The organism is Streptomyces vinaceus, from assembly GCF_008704935.1.
Taxonomy (GTDB): domain Bacteria; phylum Actinomycetota; class Actinomycetes; order Streptomycetales; family Streptomycetaceae; genus Streptomyces; species Streptomyces vinaceus.
Genome location: NZ_CP023692.1, coordinates 3,570,102 through 3,587,956, shown reverse-complemented (window position 1 = coordinate 3,587,956; position 17,855 = coordinate 3,570,102). Strand labels below are relative to the sequence as shown.

General features: G+C 73.2%; 17 protein-coding genes. 8 read left to right on the top strand and 9 right to left on the bottom strand.

Annotation, left to right across the window (positions count from 1 at the left end; genetic code table 11):
- Positions 1–179 precede the first annotated feature (179 nt).
- The 3 genes from CP980_RS16005 to CP980_RS15995 all read left to right on the top strand — a co-directional run bounded on the left by CP980_RS16005 (position 180) and on the right by CP980_RS15995 (position 3,316).
- Positions 180–1,025, top strand: coding sequence for a tryptophan 2,3-dioxygenase family protein (locus CP980_RS16005; protein WP_099890339.1), 846 nt, complete (start codon positions 180–182; stop codon positions 1,023–1,025).
- Positions 1,018–2,265: a kynureninase gene (kynU, locus tag CP980_RS16000; protein ID WP_150528445.1), complete on the top strand. Its 1,248-nt coding sequence runs from the start codon at positions 1,018–1,020 to the stop codon at positions 2,263–2,265. The genes CP980_RS16005 and kynU overlap by 8 nt, the downstream gene beginning before the upstream one ends.
- 166 nt (positions 2,266–2,431) lie before the next feature.
- Positions 2,432–3,316 (top strand): alpha/beta hydrolase family protein, encoded by an 885-nt coding sequence (locus CP980_RS15995; RefSeq protein WP_150528444.1) that lies wholly within the window; start codon positions 2,432–2,434, stop codon positions 3,314–3,316.
- Positions 3,317–3,411: 95 nt separating this feature from the next.
- On the opposite strand, the gene CP980_RS15990 is transcribed toward CP980_RS15995, so the two are convergent.
- On the bottom strand, positions 3,412–4,695 hold the full coding sequence (locus CP980_RS15990) for an adenylosuccinate synthase (protein WP_099890334.1): 1,284 nt from the start codon (positions 4,693–4,695) through the stop codon (positions 3,412–3,414).
- 184 nt (positions 4,696–4,879) lie between these two features.
- Between CP980_RS15990 and CP980_RS15985 the strand changes: the two genes are divergently transcribed.
- Positions 4,880–5,689 (top strand): diacylglycerol kinase catalytic domain-containing protein, encoded by an 810-nt coding sequence (locus CP980_RS15985; protein ID WP_132758585.1) that lies wholly within the window; start codon positions 4,880–4,882, stop codon positions 5,687–5,689.
- A 90-nt stretch (positions 5,690–5,779) separates the two neighbouring features.
- Here CP980_RS15985 and CP980_RS15980 read toward each other — a convergent pair whose 3' ends face one another.
- A complete protein-coding gene (locus CP980_RS15980) occupies positions 5,780–6,283 on the bottom strand; it encodes a GbsR/MarR family transcriptional regulator (RefSeq protein WP_099895471.1) in 504 nt (167 codons plus the stop codon).
- 75 nt (positions 6,284–6,358) lie between these two features.
- On the opposite strand from CP980_RS15980, the gene CP980_RS15975 reads away from it, so the two are divergent.
- Positions 6,359–7,291, top strand: a complete 933-nt coding sequence (locus CP980_RS15975) for an ABC transporter ATP-binding protein (protein WP_150528443.1) — start codon at positions 6,359–6,361, stop codon at positions 7,289–7,291.
- Positions 7,288–8,862, top strand: coding sequence for an ABC transporter permease (locus tag CP980_RS15970; RefSeq protein WP_150528442.1), 1,575 nt, complete (start codon positions 7,288–7,290; stop codon positions 8,860–8,862). Before CP980_RS15975 ends, CP980_RS15970 begins: the two co-directional genes overlap by 4 nt.
- 16 nt (positions 8,863–8,878) lie before the next feature.
- Here the strand turns inward: CP980_RS15970 and CP980_RS15965 are convergent, their stop codons facing one another.
- Complete coding sequence (locus tag CP980_RS15965) at positions 8,879–10,075, bottom strand: cytochrome P450 (protein WP_150528441.1); 1,197 nt, start codon at positions 10,073–10,075, stop codon at positions 8,879–8,881.
- Positions 10,076–10,305: 230 nt separating this feature from the next.
- Between CP980_RS15965 and CP980_RS15960 the strand changes: the two genes are divergently transcribed.
- Both CP980_RS15960 and CP980_RS15955 read left to right on the top strand, forming a co-directional pair.
- Entirely contained in the window at positions 10,306–10,869 is a 564-nt protein-coding gene (locus CP980_RS15960; protein ID WP_150528440.1) for a DUF6232 family protein, read from the top strand.
- Positions 10,866–11,225: a hypothetical protein gene (locus CP980_RS15955; RefSeq protein WP_132758354.1), complete on the top strand. Its 360-nt coding sequence runs from the start codon at positions 10,866–10,868 to the stop codon at positions 11,223–11,225. The genes CP980_RS15960 and CP980_RS15955 overlap by 4 nt, the downstream gene beginning before the upstream one ends.
- A gap of 86 nt (positions 11,226–11,311) precedes the next feature.
- On the opposite strand, the gene CP980_RS15950 is transcribed toward CP980_RS15955, so the two are convergent.
- From CP980_RS15950 to CP980_RS35565, 6 genes are all read right to left on the bottom strand, one after another.
- A complete protein-coding gene (locus tag CP980_RS15950; RefSeq protein ID WP_132758355.1) occupies positions 11,312–11,971 on the bottom strand; it encodes a response regulator in 660 nt (219 codons plus the stop codon).
- The gene (locus CP980_RS15945; RefSeq protein WP_132758357.1) at positions 11,968–13,332 is read right to left on the bottom strand and encodes a sensor histidine kinase; all 1,365 of its coding nucleotides are present in this window, start codon (positions 13,330–13,332) and stop codon (positions 11,968–11,970) included. Before CP980_RS15945 ends, CP980_RS15950 begins: the two co-directional genes overlap by 4 nt.
- Before the next feature lie 87 nt (positions 13,333–13,419).
- On the bottom strand, positions 13,420–14,100 hold the full coding sequence (locus tag CP980_RS15940; RefSeq protein WP_150528439.1) for a response regulator: 681 nt from the start codon (positions 14,098–14,100) through the stop codon (positions 13,420–13,422).
- 9 nt (positions 14,101–14,109) lie between these two features.
- Positions 14,110–15,441, bottom strand: coding sequence for a sensor histidine kinase (locus tag CP980_RS15935; protein WP_150528438.1), 1,332 nt, complete (start codon positions 15,439–15,441; stop codon positions 14,110–14,112).
- A complete protein-coding gene (locus CP980_RS15930) occupies positions 15,434–16,657 on the bottom strand; it encodes an acyltransferase family protein (RefSeq protein WP_150528437.1) in 1,224 nt (407 codons plus the stop codon). The genes CP980_RS15935 and CP980_RS15930 overlap by 8 nt, the downstream gene beginning before the upstream one ends.
- Positions 16,650–17,663, bottom strand: coding sequence for an alpha/beta hydrolase (locus CP980_RS35565; RefSeq protein WP_150528436.1), 1,014 nt, complete (start codon positions 17,661–17,663; stop codon positions 16,650–16,652). Before CP980_RS35565 ends, CP980_RS15930 begins: the two co-directional genes overlap by 8 nt.
- Between the last annotated feature and the right edge of the window lie 192 nt (positions 17,664–17,855).

Here is a 17,855-nt window from a genome sequence, read left to right as displayed (position 1 = left end):
GGGCCCCGTGCGCGGGGCCCCGGCATGCCGTACTGTCCGAAAAACACCTGTGACGCCGGTCACACCCCAATAGAGGGAGCCCGGCAACCGGTCCTATGATGCGAGCAGGGGACCGGGGCTCCACTCACCCATCGGAAGGGGCGGACCGCTACCCGGAAGCACGTGTCGAGGAGACAGCGATGTCGAACACCCTTGATGCCTCCGGAGCCGGTTCGGACACCCCGAACCTCGACTTCGCCGGCACGACCCCGTACGAGGACTACGTCCAGGCGGACGTCCTCACCCACCTCCAGCACCTGCGCTCGGACGACCCGGGCGAGATGGTCTTCCTGGTGACGACCCAGGTCATGGAGTTGTGGTTCACGGTCATCGTCCACGAATGGGAGACGGCCGCGAAGGCCCTCCGCGAGGACAGCATCCCCGTCGCGATGGATGCGCTGAAGCGGTCCCTGCGCGAACTGGAGGCCCTCAACGCCTCCTGGCGCCCGCTCGCCCAGCTCACCCCGGGCCAGTTCAACGCCTACCGCGCCGCCCTCGGCGAGGGCTCGGGCTTCCAGTCGGCGATGTACCGCCGCATGGAGTTCCTGCTCGGCGAGAAGTCGGCCTCGATGCTCGTCCCGCACCGCGGCGCCCCGCGCGTCCACGCGGAGCTGGAGAAGGCCCTCCAGGAGCCCAGCCTGTACGACGAGGTCCTGCGCCTGCTGGCCCGCCGCGGCCTGCCCGTCCCCGAGGCCGTCCTGGAGCGCGACCTCTCCCGGCGGTACGAGCCCTCGCCCGAGGTCGAGGCCGTCTGGACCTCCCTGTACGAGGACCCCGAAGCCCAGCACGACCTGCACCGACTCGGCGAGGTCCTCACGGACGTCGCGGAGCTCGTCTGGCGCTGGCGCAACGACCACCTGGTCGCCACCCGCCGCGCGATGGGCGCCAAGACCGGCACGGGCGGCTCGGCCGGCGTGACCTGGCTGGAGAAGCGCGCCACGAAGAACGTGTTCCCGGAGCTCTGGACGGCGCGCAGCCATGTCTGACGCGAACGCGAACCACGTGGAGAACCGCCCGGCGAACCTCGCGGCGAACCACCCATCGGACCTCGCGGCCCGCGCCGCGGCCCTGGACACCGCCGACGAACTCGGCAAGCTCCGCGACCGCTTCACCCTCCCCGACGGGGTCGTCTACCTGGACGGCAACTCCCTGGGAGCGCTGCCCACCGGCGTCGCGGCCCGCATCGCCCAGGTCATCACCCACGAGTGGGGCACGGAGCTCATCCAGTCCTGGTCCAGCGGGACCTGGTGGACCGCCCCCGAGCGGATCGGCGACAAGCTGTCCCCGCTCATCGGCGCCGCCCCCGGCCAGACGGTCGTCGGCGACTCCACCAGCGTCAACCTGTTCAAGGCCCTGGTCGGTGCGGCCCGCCTGGCCCGCCCGGGCCGCACGCGGATGCTGGTCGACGCCTCCACCTTCCCCACCGACGGCTACATCGCCGAGTCCGCCGCCCGGATGACCGGCCTGACCGTCGTACCGGTCGACCCCTCCGGCGCGGCCGCGGCGATGGACGAGGACACCGCCGTCGTCCTCCTCAACCACGTCGACTACCGCGGCGGCCGCCTCCACGACCTGCCGGCCCTCACCGCGGCGGCCCGCGCCGCCGGGGCCGTGACCGTGTGGGACCTGTGCCACTCGGCCGGCGCCCTGCCCGTCGGCCTCGACGAGCACGGCGTCGACCTCGCGGTCGGCTGTACGTACAAGTACCTGAACGGCGGCCCCGGTTCCCCGGCGTACCTCTACATCGCCGCACGCCACCAGGGGGCCTTCGACTCCCCGCTGCCCGGCTGGAACGGTCACGCGGAGCCCTTCGCCATGACCCCGGACTACACCCCGGCGGCCGGCGCGGTCCGCGGCCGGGTCGGCACCCCGGACATCCTGTCCATGCTGGCCCTGGAAGCGGCGCTCGACGCCTGGGACGGGGTCTCGGTGGAAGCCGTACGGGCCAAGTCCCTCGCCCTGACCGACTTCTTCCTGGAGTGCGTGGCCGCGTACGTCCCGGCCGGCAAGGTCGAGTCGGTCACCCCGGCCGAGCACGAGCAGCGCGGCAGCCAGGTCTCGCTGCGCACCGAGGACGCCCGCGCGGTCATGGACGACCTGATCTCCCGCGGTGTCATCGGGGACTTCCGCGCCCCCGACGTCCTGCGCTTCGGTTTCACCCCGCTCTACGTCGGATTCGCCGACGCGGAGCGTGCGGCCCGGACACTGGGTCACATTTTCGGGTGATGTAGGGGCGAAACGTCACGGCAACGGGCGGGCGGGGCTTCGGCTCCGTCCGCCCCCGCACATCCCGGCCATGGCTCCGCGCCCCCCGCCGACGCTCCTGTTCCGGCCTGATACGGTCCCGCTCTGCCGGAACACCAGTCCCACGCGTTACCGAGAGGTCGAGCCGATGACGGACCCCGCAGTCGAACGGGACGCCGCCGAGGCCGCCTCGGCCTTCGCCCATCCGCCGGTCGCCCCGGACGCGACCGGGGCGTACGGGGACCATCCCGACCAGGTGATCGACTTCTACGCGCCGCGCGGGGAGGCCGCCGCGGGCGCGGCCCCGCTGGTCGCGCTCCTGCACGGCGGCGCCTGGCGGGCCCCGTACGACCGCCACCACGTCACCCCGCTCGCGGACTTCCTGGCCCGCCGGGGTTTCGCCGTCGCCAACGTCGAGTACCGGCGCGGTAGTTCCCTGCCGCACCAGAGCGCCGAGGGCCATGTGGCCGGCCGCTGGCCCGAGACCTTCGACGACGTCGCGGCCGCGATGGACGCCCTCCCGGGGCTCGCCGCCGCCCACCTCCCCCAGGCCGACCCGCGCCGTACCGTCCTCACCGGCCACTCCGCCGGCGGCCACCTCGCGCTGTGGGCCTCGGCCCGGCACGTCCTGCCGCCCGGGTCCCCGGCCGCCTGGCGGCTGCCCGCGCCGCCGGCGCTGCGCGGCGTGGTGGCGCTGGCCCCCATCGCGGACTTCGAGGCCGCGCAGGAGCTGGGCGTGTGCGGGGGCGCGTCCGCGCAGCTGCTGGGCGGCGCCGGACAGTGGGCGCGGCGCCTGCCGTTCGCGGACCCGGCGGCGCTGCTGCCGACCGGGATCGCGACGGCCGTGGTCCACGGCCGGGAGGACATCGTGGTCCCGGCCTCGGTGGCGGAGTCCTACGTGGCCGCGGCCGCCAAAGCCGGGGAGACCGTGGGCCTGACCCTGCTGGACGGGGTCGGTCACTTCCCGCTCATCGACCCCGCGGCCGACGCCTGCGCGGTGGTGGCCGAGGAGATCTCGCAGCTCGCCTGGTAGGGCCCTGCCCGCCGCCGTTGGTCCGGGGCGCCGGTCCGGGCACGCGAAAGGGGCGGTGCGCCGCGCGGCGCACCGCCCCTTTCGCGCGGTGGGTCCTAGAGGAACGAGTTGATCTCGATCGTCTCGGTGCGGCCGGGGCCGACGCCGATCGCGGAGATCGGGGCGCCCGACATCTCCTCCAGGGCCTTCACGTACGCCTGGGCGTTCTTCGGGAGGTCCGAGAACGTCTTGGCCTTGGTGATGTCCTCGGACCAGCCGGGCAGGTTTTCGTAGATCGGCTTCGCGTGGTGGAAGTCCGTCTGCGAGTAAGGGAGCTCCTCGACGCGCTTGCCGTCGATCTCGTACGCGACGCAGACCGGGATCTGCTCCCAGCCGGTCAGCACGTCCAGCTTGGTGAGGAAGAAGTCCGTCAGACCGTTCACGCGGGTGGCGTAACGGGCGATCGGCGCGTCGAACCAGCCGCAGCGGCGGTCGCGGCCGGTGGTGACGCCGCGCTCGCCGCCGATGCGGCGCAGGTCCTCGCCGTCCTGGTCGAAGAGCTCGGTCGGGAACGGGCCGGCGCCGACGCGGGTCGTGTACGCCTTCAGGATGCCGATGACGCGGCTGATCTTCGTCGGGCCCACGCCGGTGCCGGTGCAGGCGCCGCCCGCAGTCGGGTTCGAGGAGGTGACGAAGGGGTAGGTGCCGTGGTCGACGTCGAGCAGGGTGCCCTGGCCGCCCTCGAAGAGCACGACCTTGTCCTCGTCGAGCGCGTTGTTGAGGATCAGGGTGGTGTCGGCGACGTACGGCTTGATCTGCTCCGCGTACTGGAGCATCTCCTCGACGATCTGGGCGACGTCGATCGCGCGGCGGTTGTACAGCTTCGCGAGGAGCTGGTTCTTGCCCTCCAGCGCCGCTTCGACCTTCTGGGTGAGGATCGACTCGTCGTACAGGTCCTGGACGCGGATGCCGATGCGGTTGATCTTGTCCGCGTACGTCGGGCCGATGCCGCGGCCGGTCGTACCGATCTTGCGCTTGCCGAGGAAGCGCTCGCCGACCTTGTCGAGGGTGACGTTGTACGGCGTGATCAGGTGCGCGTTGCCGCTGATGAGCAGCTTGGAGGTGTCGATGCCGCGCTCGTTCAGGCCGCGCAGCTCGGAGAGCAGGACGGCCGGGTCGACGACGACGCCGTTGCCGATGACCGGGGTGCATCCGGGGGAGAGGATGCCGGAAGGGAGAAGGTGCAGCGCGTACTTCTGGTCGCCTACGACGACCGTGTGGCCGGCGTTGTTGCCACCCTGGTAGCGCACCACATAGTCAACGGATCCACCGAGCAGGTCGGTGGCCTTTCCCTTGCCCTCGTCACCCCACTGAGCTCCGAGCAGCACAAGAGCGGGCACAGGCGTACACCTCTTCCGGATGGGGCATGTCCAAGGTCAGGGGGCGTACGACGATGTACACCGCAGGCTGAGCCGTCGGACCGGTACCCCGGAATAGACGAAGGCCCTGGCGCAATAGCGCAAGGGCCTCTTGCACAAAGATGCTACCCGAGGAAGGACCGAGGTGTCGGCTCCAGAGCCCACCATGAGCCATGCGGGCGCGCCGGTAGGCGGCCTGCTCGTGCTCGTCGACCCGGTCGCCCGCCGTCTTGACGGCGAGTCCGTGCGGATCGCGAAGGATGTTCTGTCGGCGGGAGCCGCGGCGAAAATCTGCCTCCCGGACTCGCAGGAGGAGTTTGCGCGGGCCCTCGCCCGCCGGGGTCATCGTCAGCCGGTGATCGTGGGCGACGACCGGGCGCTGGTCCGGGCCGTGGGGCTGCTGCACCGGGAGCGCGGGCTCGGGAGCGGCGCCGTTTCGCTGATTCCGGTGGGGCAGGTGGGGTCGCTGGGACTGGCGCGCTCGCTGGGTGTCCCGCTGTCGGCGGTGGCGGCGGCGCGGGCGGTGCTGGACGGGGCCGTACGGACGCGGGACCTGCTGGTGGACGACAGCGACGGGGTGGTCCTCGGGGACCTGCGGATTCCGCCCGTCCGGGCGGCGGCGAGGCCCTCGGGGCCGTCGGTGTGGAGCGCGTACCGCTCGCTGGTGCGCACGCTGGTCCCGGCGGGGCCCAGGGTGGGGCACCGGCTGCGGGTGGAGGCGGACGGTCAGCTGCTGGTGGACGTGGACCGGGTGGTGGAGGACCTGCGGATGGCGGCGGTGCCGTCCTCCGGCGGGGTGGCGGAGGTGACGCTGCGGCTGGCGGGCGGCTCCTCGCTGCGGGTGCGGGCGGCCTCGGTGACGGTGTCGGGCCCGGACTTCCGCTACCGGGCGGACTCGCTGGTGGCGGGCCCGGTCCGGCGCCGTACGTGGACGCTCCGGCCGGGGGCGTGGTCGCTGACGCTGCCGCGGGGGTAGCGGCTCGGCGAGGTGGCGGCTCGGCGGGGGCAGCGGCTCGCCGGGCTGCCGGGAGCCGGTGCGGGCGGGTGGGACGGGCGGCGGTGCGGGCTACGGGTTCGGCAGGTCCAGGGTGGCGCGGTGGGCCCGCCAGCGGTCCATCATCGCGTGCATCTCGCCCTGCAGGAACGCGAAGAACGCGGCCGTCTCCGCCATGCGCGTGCCCGCCGGGGTGTCCGTGCCGACCCCGGCCGCGCCGTCGCGCAGGGTCTTCTCGAAGAGGGCCAGCACCTGGTCGCGCCGGGTGAAGGTCTCGTACCAGAGCTCGTTGTGCAGGACGTAGCGGTCCCGGCGGGAGCCCGGCTCCCGCTCCCGGCTGACCATGGTCACCTGCGTCAGGTAGGCCACGGCCCCCGACACCGCCGCCGGGCTGATCTGGAGCGCCTCGCTCAGCTCCGCCGAGGTCATCGACCCGCTGTCGCTCGCGAGCAGCTGCGCGAAGACCCGCGAGGCCATCCGCTGCATCCCCGCCTCGGTCAGCTGCGCTGCGAAGCGCTCCACGAAGCGGGAGACCGCCGCCTCGTCGCTCCGTACGTCAGGTGCCTGCGTGTTCATGTCGTCCGCCACCCTCCCGACTTTATATGTTTCCCGAGCTTCACAAGTTTGTGAAAGTAGCGTACGTTCAGAATCATGACGAAGGCAATCAGGGTCGCCGGACTCCACAAGGCGTTCGGCCGCACCCGCGCACTGGACGGTCTCGACCTCTCGGTCGCCACCGGCGAGGTCCACGGCTTCCTCGGCCCCAACGGCTCCGGCAAGTCGACCGCCATCCGCGTCCTGCTGGGCCTGCTGCGCGCCGACTCCGGAACCGCCGAGCTGCTCGGCGGCGACCCCTGGGCCGACGCCGTGGAACTGCACCGCCGCGTCGCCTACGTCCCCGGCGACGTCACCCTGTGGCGCAACCTCTCCGGCGGCGAGGTCATCGACCTCTACGGGCGGCTGCGCGGAGGCCTGGACCGGGCCCGGCGCGCCGAGCTGATCGAGCGGTTCGAGCTGGACCCCACCAAGAAGGGGCGGACGTACTCCAAGGGCAACTGGCAGAAGGTCGCGCTCGTCGCCGCCTTCTCCTCCGACGCCGAGCTGCTCATCCTCGACGAGCCCACCTCCGGACTGGACCCGCTGATGGAGGGGGTCTTCCAGGGCTGCGTCGCCGAGGCGCGCGCCGCCGGGCGGACCGTGCTGCTCAGTTCGCACATCCTGAGCGAGGTTGAGACCCTCTGCGACCGGGTCAGCATCATCCGCAAGGGCCGCACGGTGGAGACGGGCACGCTGGCCGACCTGCGCCACCTGACGCGTACGTCGATCAGCGCCGAGCTCGCCGGCCCGCCGAACGGGATCGCGCACCTGCCCGGCGTGCACGACGTGGAGGTGCGGGGGCTGAAGATCCGCCTCCAGGCCGACACGGACAAGCTGGACGCCGTACTGCGCTCGCTCGCCGACTCGGGGGTGCGGTCGCTGACCTCGACGCCGCCCACGCTGGAGGAGCTCTTCCTGCGGCACTACGCGGACGACGTCCACGGGGGTGGCGTCGGCGGCGACGTGAAGGCGGGCGTGTCGCGATGAGGAACCAACTGGCCGGCACCGGGACGCTGCTGCGCCTCGCGCTGCGCCGCGACCGCGTGATGATGCCGGTCTGGATCATGGTCGTGACAACGCTGGTGCTCAGCCTGCCCGCCTCGCTGGAGTCGGTGTACGGGAGCGCCGCCGAGCGGGCCCGGCTGCTCGCGACGATGGACGCGAACGGCTCGCTGCGCGCCCTGTACGGGCCGGCCTTCGGTGACTCCATCGGCGCCCTGACCGCGTGGCGCGGCGGGATCTTCGCCGGGGTGCTCGCAGGGATCATGAGCCTGGTCATCGTGGTCCGGCACACCCGGGAAGAGGAGGAGACGGGCCGTCAGGAGATGCTCTCCGCCGCCATGGTGGGCCGCCGGGCGCCGCTGACGGCCGCCCTGCTCGCGGCCCTGCTGGCCAACGGCCTGGCCGCGCTCCTGGTGACGGCCGGGCTCGCCGGGCGCGGGGCGGGCGGCGCGGCGGCCCTCGGGCTCGGCATCGGCGCCACCGGAACGCTCTTCGCGGCCCTGGCCGCCGTCGCGGCGCAGCTCACCGAGAGCGCCCGGCTCGCGAAGGGGCTCGCGGGCGCACTGATCGGCGCGGCCTTCGTGCTGCGCGCCGCCGGGGACGCCGGGAGCGCCGGGGGAGCGAGCGCGATGACGTGGGTGTCGCCGCTGGGCTGGCTTGAGCACGTACGGGCCTTCGCGGGCGAACGCCGGTGGGTGTTCGGCCTGTTCGCGGCGGCCGTGGCGGTGCAGGTCGCGGCGGCGTACGCGCTGGCCGGGCGGCGCGACGTGGGCATGGGCTTCCTGCCGGCCCGGCCGGGTCCCGCGCAGGGCCGGCTCGGCAGCGCGGGGGCGCTGGCCTGGCGGCTCCAGCGGGGCGGCCTGCTCGGGTGGAGCCTGGCGTTCCTGGCGGCCGGGGTGGTCTTCGGCGCGATGACGGACGGGGCCACGCAGCTGGTCGGCGACAACGAGCGGACCCGCGAGATCATCGAGCGGATGGGCGGGCGGAGCGGGATCGCGGACGCCTTCCTCGCGACGATGGCCGGGATGCTCGGCATGATCGCCGCCCTGTACATCGTCTCGGCGGTGCTGCGGCTGAGCGGCGAGGAGTCGGGGCAGCGCGCCGAGCCGCTGCTCGCGAACGCGGTCGGCCGGCTGCGCTGGGCCGGCGGCCATCTGGCGGTGGCATTCGGCGGCTCTGCGCTGATCCTGCTGCTGGCCGGTCTGGGCCTGGGGATCGGGCACGGCGAGGGGGTGGGGGCGGCGGTGGGCGCGACGCTCGCGCAGCTCCCGGCGGTTTGGGTGATCGGGGCCCTCGCGGCCCTCCTGTACGGCGCCGCCCCGCGGTACGCGGTGGCCGCCTGGGCGGTGGCCGGGGGCGCCCTGACGCTGGGGTGGATCGGCCCGGCGCTGAACCTCCCGCAGGCCGTCCTGAACCTCTCTCCCTTCGCCCACCTGCCCAAGCTGCCGGGTGCCGAGGCCCCGCCCTGGGCCCCGCTGCTGGTGCTGACCGCGCTGGCGGCGGGCCTGCTGGCGGCCGGCCTGACGGCACTGCGCCGCCGAGACCTGGCCGCGTAGTCCACGCCCCGAACGGTCAGAACTCCACGAGCAGTTCGTCCAGACCGCGGATGACGTACCCGTCCCGCCACCGAGGCTCCCGTACGAGCTTCAGGGGCGGGACTCCGTCTGCCAGCAGCGCGCCGAAGGAGGCGGTCAGCTCCCGCCGCGCGAGCGGAGCGCCCAGGCAGTAGTGGATCCCCGCGCCGAAGCTGAGGTGCGGATTGTCGGCCCGTACGAGGTCCAGGACGTCGGGCCGCTCGAACCGGGCGGGGTCCCGGTTCGCGGACCCGAAGAGCAGCGCGACCTCGGCTCCGCGCGGGATGAGGGTGTCGCCGACCCGGATGTCGTCGAGCACCCAGCGCTCGAACAGCTGGAGGGGTGTGTCGTAGCGCATCAGTTCATCCACAGCTGTGGACAACTTTTCGGAATTCAGCGAAGCGAGCTGCTCGGGGTGGCGGAAGAGGGCCCACCAGCCGTTGACGGTGGTGTTCACGGTGGCCTCGTGGCCCGCGTTGAGCAGGAGGACGCAGGTGGAGATCATCTCCTGCTCGCTGAGCCGTCCCTCGTCATCGTGGGCGGCGATCAGACCGGAGATCAAATCCTCGCCGGGCTCCTTGCGCCGCTCCGCGATCAGCTCGCGCAGGTAGGCGCTGAACTCCACGCTCGCCCGGACCGCCCGCCGCGCGGTCTCCTCGTCCGGGCGGAGCTCGTACATCCCGCAGATGTCGGCCGACCAGGGGCGCAGCAGGGCCCGGTCCGACTCCGGGACCCCGAGCAGCTCGGCGATCACCGCCACGGGCAGCGGCTCGGCGACGACGGTGAGCAGGTCCCCGCCCCCGTCGGCGAGGAGTTGCCCGACCAGCTCCCGGGCCATCCGGTCCACGGCGGGCGCCAGCTGTTCCACGGTGCGCGGGGTGAACGCCTTGGACACCAGCCGCCGTACGCGGGCGTGGGCGGGATCCTCCAGGTCCAGCAGGCCGTTGTCGTTGAGGACGTGGAAGGGCTCGTGCCCCGGGGGCGGGGCCTGGCGGCCGAACTCCTCGTGCGAGAAGCGGTGCAGGTAGGTCCGGCCGAGCCGGCGGTCGCGCAGCAGCGCGCTCACGTCGGCGTAGTGCGGTACGAGCCACTGCCCGGTGGCCTCCCACCACAGTGCCCGTCCCTGCTCCCGCAGCTCGCGGTAGGCGGGGTAAGGATCGGCGACGAACGCGGCGTCCCACGGATCAAAGCCCATCCCTTCACTGTAGAAGACCGCCCGGCGCACGGCCGGAACTCCCCTTGCGGGGCCCGCGCGGCGAAGGCTCTCATGGGGCTCCGTTCCGATGCGGTTCCATCTCAGGGGGATGTATGGAAGCGACAGAGCCACCTGCGCCTCAGCAGCCGCAGAGGCCATGGCACCGGCCGCCGGCCTCGCCGCCACAGTCCGCGCCGCCGGTCCCGCAGCAACCGCCGGGGCCGCCTCCGATGACCTCGGCCGGGCTGCCGGCCAGTCTGGATCTGACCGTCACCAGACGGCTGTTGTGGGTGGGCGGGGCGGTCTACCCGCTCCAGAACGTGGCCCGCGTCTACACGTTCGTCCTGCATCCGCGCCGCAAGGAAGCCACGCTGGCCTTCCTGAAGCGCTCGGCGGTCGCGTTGCTGACCGGTCTGGGGTTCACGCTGTTGGCGGGTACGGCGAACATCTTCAGCCGGGAGCGCGAGACCCTCGAAAGCTTGACGCGGTTCGTCTGGTTCGCCGTCGCGGCCGGACTGCTCTATTTCATCGTGGACTGGCTGCGGGTACTGACCGCGCCCTCCCCTTTCGTGCTGGCCGTCGAGTCGAACGGGCAGTCGACCGCACTGGTCACCGGGGAGAGCGGCCACCTGAACCGGCTCGTCCAGCAGATCGCCCATGCGATCGAGAACCCTGACGCCGAACTCCGCGTCCGAGTGGAGAGGCTGACGATCAGCAACCCGAGGAACTACTACTTCGGCGACGCCGTGAACATGTACGGCGGCTCCAACAACGTGGGGATGACATCCGCATGAGCGGGGACAGCTACTACTTCGGCCGGACCGTCAACATGCACGGCGGCACGCACAACACCGGCATGGTCAACCACGGCCCGGATCCCGCGTCCGTCCGCCCGGCCGATCCGGCCCTGGCGGAAGCCGTCCGCGAGCTGGTCGTCCTGCTGGCGGAGCTGCGCGAGCAGGTGTCCCCGCTGACCGCGCGGTCCCTCGACGACGCGCTCCCGGCCCTGGCGGCCGACTCCGACGCGGTTCCGCCGGAGGAGCGGCACCGGGCCCTGATGGCCGTCGCGGGCATCGCCGCCACGGCCGGCGCGCTCGGCCAGCCCGTCCTCGACGCCGTACGGGCCGTCCTGGAACTCCTCGCCGCATAGAAGGGCGGCCGCCGGCCCCCGCGCTCCGGGGGCGCCGGCTCCCCCGCGCTCCGGGGAGTCGCCGCGCCGGGGTGTCGCCGGCCCCGCTAGGCCGGGGTCACCAGTCGGGTCTCGTACGCGAACACCGCGGCCTGGGTGCGGTCGCGCAGGCCCAGTTTCACCAGGATCCGGCTCACGTGCGTCTTGATCGTGGACTCCGCGACGATGAGCCGGTCCGCTATCTCCGCGTTGGAGAGCCCCTGCGCGATCAGCACCAGTACCTCCGTCTCCCGCTCGGTCAACTCCCCTATCCCCGCCGGATCCGCCGGCTTCGGCGGGGTCGACAGCTTCGAGAACTCCAGGATCAGCCGCTTGGTGACCGTCGGCGCCAACAGTGCCTCACCGGAGGCCACCACCCGCACCCCTTCGGCCAGCTGCCGGGCCGAGGCGTCTTTCAGCAGGAACCCGGAGGCCCCGGCCCGCAGGGCCTGGTACACGTACTCGTCGAGGTCGAAGGTCGTCAGGACCAGCACCTTGGCGTCCGTGTCCGAGGCCACGATCTCCCGCGTCGCCTCCAGCCCGTTCATCACGGGCATCCGGATGTCCATCAGCACCACGTCCGGCCGCAGCGCGGCCACCTTGGCGATGGCCTCACGCCCGTCCACCGCCTCGCCGACCACCTCGATGCCGTCCATCGCGTTCAGCAGGACGGAGAAGCCCTCCCGGACCATCATCTGGTCGTCGACGATCAGCACCTTGATCGTCATGCCGACTGCCCCGATCCCTGCGCCTGCCCCGGCGCCTCGTCCTGCGCCCCGCCCTGCCGGCCGCGCACGGGTATGAACACCGCCACCTCGTACCCGCCCGCCTCGGTCACCCCCGCCGTCATCTCACCTTCCAGCATGGCCACCCGCTCCCGCATCCCGGTGATCCCGTGCCCGGCGCCCGGCGACGGCCGCACGTCCCCGGTCGCCGCCGCGTTGACCACCCGTATCCCCAACCCGCCCAGTACGTACGAGACCTCGACCGAGGCCGCCGCCCCCGGCGCATGGCGCAGGGTGTTGCTCAGCGCCTCCTGGATGATCCGGTACGCCGACAGCTCCACCCCCGGCGGCAGCTCCCGCACCGCACCCGTCACCGTCTTCTCCACGCCCAGCCCGGCCTCCCGCACATTGGCCAGCAGCCCGTCCAGCGAGGCCAGGGTCGGCTGGGGGGCGTCCGGCGCCTCGTAGTCCGCGGAGCGCACCACACCCAGCACCCGGCGCAGCTCCGTCAGCGCCGCCACCGCGTTCTCCCGGATGGTGGCGAACGCCGCCTCCAGCTCCGGCGGCGGGTTCTTCACCCGGTACGGCGCGGCCTCCGCCTGGATCGCCACCACCGACATGTGGTGGGCCACCACGTCATGCAGCTCCCGCGCGATCGTCGTCCGCTCCTCCAGCAGCGTCCGCCGGTCCCGCTCGACGGCCGTGACCTCCTGCTGCGCGCTGACTACCTCCTCCGCTTCCCTGCGTATGTTGCGGACCGTCACCACCAGCAGCGACACCGCCAGCAGGAAGGCCATCGGCATGACCTCGACCGGCTCCCCCCGGCCGAGCACGACCGGTACCCCGATCCCGACCCCGAGGGTGATCAGCCACATCCAGCCCGCCGCCCGGGGCCTGGTCCGCATCGCGGCGAAGGTCACCGTGGCGAGGTAGGAGACGAAGGCACCCGGCGTCCAGGGCCACACGTCGTTCATGCCGGAGCCGACCACCGCGAGCGCCCCGGTGGCGGCGATGGCCGCCCAGAACGCGCCCACGGGCCGCATCAGGGTCATCAGCACCGGCGTGGCCGCGACCAGCCCCATCACGAGGGAGCTGCTCGGTACGACGTACTCCCCGCTGGTCGTGGACGTCAGCATCACCACGAACAACGCGACGAACCCGACGACCGCATGCGGCAGATACGCCATGTACGGCCGTATCCGCGCGGGCAGCCGCCGCACCACCGGCCCGTCGGTGCGCATCGGCGCCAGCGGCCGGTAGGCGAAGGCGTCCGTGATCAGATCCCGGCGCAGGCTCTGGAACAGGCCGGAGGCCATCCGGAACTCGGGTGTCCGGGGATTCGCCCGGGAGGTCGTCTCGCTCATACCCACACCGTAGGTCGGCCGCCCCCTCGTCCGCGTCGCCGCTGAAGGGGATATCCCGGCCTCCCTCTCAGGTACTACCCGGGGCACTCAGTAGCCCGTCGGACGGACCAGACCCGTCTCGTACGCGAACACCGCGGCCTGGGTCCGGTCCCGCAGGCCCAGCTTCACCAGGATCCGCCCCACGTGCGTCTTCACGGTCTGCTCGGCCACCACCAGGTGCGCGGCGATCTCCGCGTTGGACAGCCCCTGCGCGATCAGCGACAGCACCTCGGTCTCCCGCTCCGTCAGCTCGTCGATCCGCGCCCTCGACGGCGCCCGCGGGGCCCCCATCCGGGAGAACTCCGTGATCAGCCGCTTGGTGATGTTCGGCGAGAGCAGCGCGTCACCGGCCGCCACCACCCGCACCGCCTCCGCGAGCTGGTCGGCCGACGCGTCCTTCAGCAGGAACCCCGAAGCCCCGGCGCGCAACGCCTCGTACACGTACTCGTCGAGGTCGAAGGTGGTCAGCACGAGCACCTTGACGGTGGAGCCGGGCGCGCCGGTGAGGACGGAGGTGGCCTCGATGCCGCCCATCCCGGGCATGCGGATGTCCATCAGGACCACGTCCGGTGCCAGTGCGGCGACCTTCGCCAGCGCGTCCGCCCCGTCCACGGCCTGGCCGACGACCTCGATGTCGGGCTGGGCGTTGAGGAGGACGGTGAAGCCCTGCCGGACCATCATCTGGTCGTCGGCGATCATCACTTTGATCGGTGCGGCCGGAGTGCTCATGCGTCCTCGTCAGTCCTTCTTCGTCTCGGGGTCCATCGGGAGCACGGCGCTCACCTCGTACCCGCCGCCCGGGCGGGGACCGGCGGCGAGCTCGCCCCCCAGCATGCCCGCCCGCTCCCGCATCCCGAGCAGACCGTGCCCGGCCCCGTGCGAGGGCGGCGCCGGCCGGGTCGGCGCGGTGTTGGCGATGCACAGGTGCAGCTCGCGCGGCCCGTACGCGATGCCGACCTCCACCCGCGATCCGGGCGCGTGGCGCAGACAGTTGCTCAGCGCCTCCTGCACGATCCGGTACGCGGTGAGCTCGACGCCCGGGGCGAGGGACCGCTGCACGCCCGCGATCTCGGTGGTGACGGCCAGACCCGCGCCGCGCACGTTGTCCACGAGGCCGTCCAGTTCGGAGAGGGTGGGCTGCGGATGGTGCGGGTTCGCCGGATCGTCCGGCTGCTCGGAGCGGAGCACGCCCAGTACGCGGCGCAGTTCCGTCAGGGCCTCCAGCGCGTTCTCGCGGATGCCCGCCAGGTTCTCCTTGAGCTCCTCGGAGGGGTTGTCCACCAGGTGCGGGGCGACCTGCGCCTGGATCGAGATCACGGACATGTGGTGGGCGACGACGTCGTGCAACTCGCGGGCGATGCGGCTGCGTTCCTCCAGCAGGGTGCGGCGGGCCCGTTCCTCCTCGGTGATCGTCTCCTGCTCGACGAGCTTGCCGCGGGCCAGGCGGGTGGCCCGCAGGGCGTACCCGAGGAGTCCGACGAAGCCGAACAGGAGGAGCGCGGCCAGGACACTGGTCTGGCTGTGCTCCGGTTTCAAGAGCAGCTCGGCCAGCCCGGTCAGGGCGACGGGGACGGCGACGGCGGCGACGGTCACCCGGGGCGGCACGCGCAGGGCCACCAGTAGCAGGACTGGCGCGAACGCGATGATCCCCGACGGCATCCAGGGCCAGGTCTGGCCGTGGCCGACGCCGTCGTGGATCGACCAGGCGACCACGGCCGCCGCCAGCAGGCCGAGCCACCAGCCGGCGATCGGGCGGAACATCGCGAGCGCGATGGACGCGCCCGTCAGGAGCGCCGCCACCAGCGGGATGCCGCCCTGGTCGTTGTAGTGGTCGCTCATCTGCTCCGTGGTGAGGAACCCGAAGAAGACGGCGGCGTAGACGACCACCGCGTGCGGCAGCCGGGCCAGCCAGCGCGGCCGCGACATCCGGGGGAGCGGATCGCGCTCGATGGTGAGCAGATCGAGGGCCAAGGGCCGCCGGAGCCCGGCCCGGGGCGCGGGGGTCGTGCCGAAGTCCGCTTCCACGGCGGGCGGTCCGCTCTGCTCGTTCACGTCGTCCACCCTAGGCATGGGCCGTCACCTCTTCGGCTGCCCGCGGGGCACGGCCCGGGGCCCCGGAGCCGGTGGAGGTCCGGGGAGCCGTCCGGGGGGACTTGCCCCGCTCCGGCCGCCCGGCCTGCTCGTACGTACGGAACGCGGCCCAGCAGACGCCCAGCGCGGCGGCGAACACCGGCAGCCACAGCAGCCGGGCGGCTATCCACCACGGGGAGTCGGGCACGGTGTGCAGCCCCGGCAGATCGACGGGGGCCAGCAGCCCCAGGGCGGTGACGGCCATCATCGCGGTCTGGTGCCACAGGAAGATGGTCATCGCGGACAGGTTCATCAGCGCGACCTTCGCCCAGGCCCGGGGCCGGCGCATGGCCCGCTCCAACGGCCCGCGGAGCAGCAGGGCCAGCCCGCACTGGGCCAGTCCGAACGCGACCGCGGCCAGCGTCGGCGGGTTCAGATTCGATATCGGGGCCCCGGGAACGCCGACCATGGAGGCCGGATACCCGCCCCACAGGACGAGCCCGGCGGTGGCGGCGGCGCCCCCGCCCAGCAGCAGGGCGGCCGCGGTGCGCCCGGCGAACCTTCCGCGGGACCAGGCGGCGCCCAGGGTGTAGGGGACGAGCCAGCCCGCGGCCACATTGACCCAGCCGATCCACTCCGGACCGCCGAAGCCGAACCGCCACAGGTCCACACCCGCCACCACGGCCAGCGGCCACTGCGGAGCGAGCCGCGCCACGAGCGGTGTGGCCGCGGTGAGCACGGCGAAGACGAGGAGGAACCAGAGCGGGGAGAGGACGAGCTTCAGCAGGGTCCGGACGGTGTCCGGCTCGGCCCCGCCGAGCAGCATCCCGGCCGCCGCCACGGCCCACAGGGCGAGCACCGCGGCGACCGGCCGGAACAGCCGCGACAGCCGCTGCCCGACCCACACCCCGTACGGGACCCCGCGCTCGCGCGCCGAGGCGTGGCCGCGGGCGGCGACATGACCGCCGACCAGGAAGAACACGGCCAGGGTCTGGAACACCCAGGACACCGGTGCCAGCCAGGGCAGGTGGGCCAGCGGACTGGTGGTGCCCAGGCCGCCGTCGGCGGTGGTCAGGGCGGTCACCAGCCAGTGGCCCAGCACCACGCCGAGGATGGCGAAGGCCCGCAGGGCGTCCACGGCCCGGTCCCGGTCGGCGGGTGTCCCGGAGTCGATGCGGTCCGCGAGGACGGACCAGCGGGAGCGGAGCTCAGACACGGGGGACCTCCGGGTCGGTCGGGTCGATGCCGAGGACGATGCGGGCCAGGCTGTCGAGGGACGCGGTGCCGGGCTTGAGGTAGTCGCTGTGCCCGCCGGCGCCGGCCGGGAACGCCCGGGCCCCGAAGGCCCGGTCGACGGGATCGGTGCCGAAGCCCATCCCGCCGAGGCGGACATGGGGCACGTGGCCGATCCAGTCGGCCCCGCCGCGCCCGGCCCAGATCCGGGCCCCGGTCGGCAGCTCGGCGGCGGAGCCGGCGCCGGTGCCCGGGCTGCCGAACAGGGCCATGTCCGTGACTGCGGGGCCCGTGGCGGTCCGGGCGCAGACCACGCTCCCGTACGAGTGGCAGAGCAGGGAGAGCTGGGCTCCGGGCGCCGCCGCCCGCCCCAACCGGTCGAGGAAGGGGCCCAGTTCGGCGGCGGCCACATCCGCCCGGTCGGCGGTCAGCACGGTCGGGCTGACCGTGCCCGGGGTGTCGTACCCGAGCCAGGCGACCACGGCCGAGCGGGGATGCCCGGCTGCCAGGAGGCGCTGCTGCAGGGCGACGGCCCCGGCGCGGAACCGCTGATAGGTGTCCAGCGTGGTGTCGGAGCCGGGCACCAGGACGGCGACCCGGTCGGCGCGCTCCAGATCGCCGAGCACCTCGACCGCCCGGCCCCTGCCGCGGCCGTCGAAGGCGAGGAACCGGGCGGTGCCGCCCGCCTCCATGGCCTCCAGCTTCGCCGCGCGGCCCGTGCGGCCGGCCTCCCGCGCCATGCGGGCCGCCTCCGCGAGGCCGGCGCGGTTGGCCGCGTACCGGTCCGGGAGCGCGGTCTGTTCGGCGAGCACGGCCGGGGCCGGGGCGGGGACGTCGGGGGAGGCGGCGGCGGACACCGGCAGCACGACGGCCGCGGCGACCAGCCCGGCCAGCAGGGTGCGCCGCAGGCGGCCGCGGTGCCGTCCGGCCGTGCGGCCGGCGCTGCGTTCTTCGAGGCGTCCATCGGGGCGTCCTGCGGCGCGGGTCATGGCGGGTCCCATTTCCTTCGCTCGGTCCGGAGGCGCTGGCTCGCGTCTTCTCCGGTTCCGAAGTTAGGAATTGAGGGGCATCGTCGGCGTCCCGCTGCAGAGCCCCCTTCCGACGTGGCTCTCAGGTATGACAGGGCAGACCTGAGAGCCACGTCCGAAGCAGGCGGCCAACTCCGCGACGCCGCCCCGGGG

Coding starts and splice junctions, on each gene's coding strand:
- CP980_RS16005 (WP_099890339.1), top strand. CDS start 180: ATGTCGAACACCCTTGATGCCTCCGGAGCCGGTTCGGACACCCCGAAC.
- kynU (WP_150528445.1), top strand. CDS start 1,018: ATGTCTGACGCGAACGCGAACCACGTGGAGAACCGCCCGGCGAACCTC.
- CP980_RS15995 (WP_150528444.1), top strand. CDS start 2,432: ATGACGGACCCCGCAGTCGAACGGGACGCCGCCGAGGCCGCCTCGGCC.
- CP980_RS15985 (WP_132758585.1), top strand. CDS start 4,880: ATGAGCCATGCGGGCGCGCCGGTAGGCGGCCTGCTCGTGCTCGTCGAC.
- CP980_RS15980 (WP_099895471.1), bottom strand. CDS start 6,283: ATGAACACGCAGGCACCTGACGTACGGAGCGACGAGGCGGCGGTCTCC.
- CP980_RS15975 (WP_150528443.1), top strand. CDS start 6,359: ATGACGAAGGCAATCAGGGTCGCCGGACTCCACAAGGCGTTCGGCCGC.
- CP980_RS15970 (WP_150528442.1), top strand. CDS start 7,288: ATGAGGAACCAACTGGCCGGCACCGGGACGCTGCTGCGCCTCGCGCTG.
- CP980_RS15965 (WP_150528441.1), bottom strand. CDS start 10,075: ATGGGCTTTGATCCGTGGGACGCCGCGTTCGTCGCCGATCCTTACCCC.
- CP980_RS15960 (WP_150528440.1), top strand. CDS start 10,306: ATGACCTCGGCCGGGCTGCCGGCCAGTCTGGATCTGACCGTCACCAGA.
- CP980_RS15955 (WP_132758354.1), top strand. CDS start 10,866: ATGAGCGGGGACAGCTACTACTTCGGCCGGACCGTCAACATGCACGGC.
- CP980_RS15950 (WP_132758355.1), bottom strand. CDS start 11,971: ATGACGATCAAGGTGCTGATCGTCGACGACCAGATGATGGTCCGGGAG.
- CP980_RS15945 (WP_132758357.1), bottom strand. CDS start 13,332: ATGAGCGAGACGACCTCCCGGGCGAATCCCCGGACACCCGAGTTCCGG.
- CP980_RS15940 (WP_150528439.1), bottom strand. CDS start 14,100: ATGAGCACTCCGGCCGCACCGATCAAAGTGATGATCGCCGACGACCAG.
- CP980_RS15935 (WP_150528438.1), bottom strand. CDS start 15,441: ATGCCTAGGGTGGACGACGTGAACGAGCAGAGCGGACCGCCCGCCGTG.
- CP980_RS35565 (WP_150528436.1), bottom strand. CDS start 17,663: ATGACCCGCGCCGCAGGACGCCCCGATGGACGCCTCGAAGAACGCAGC.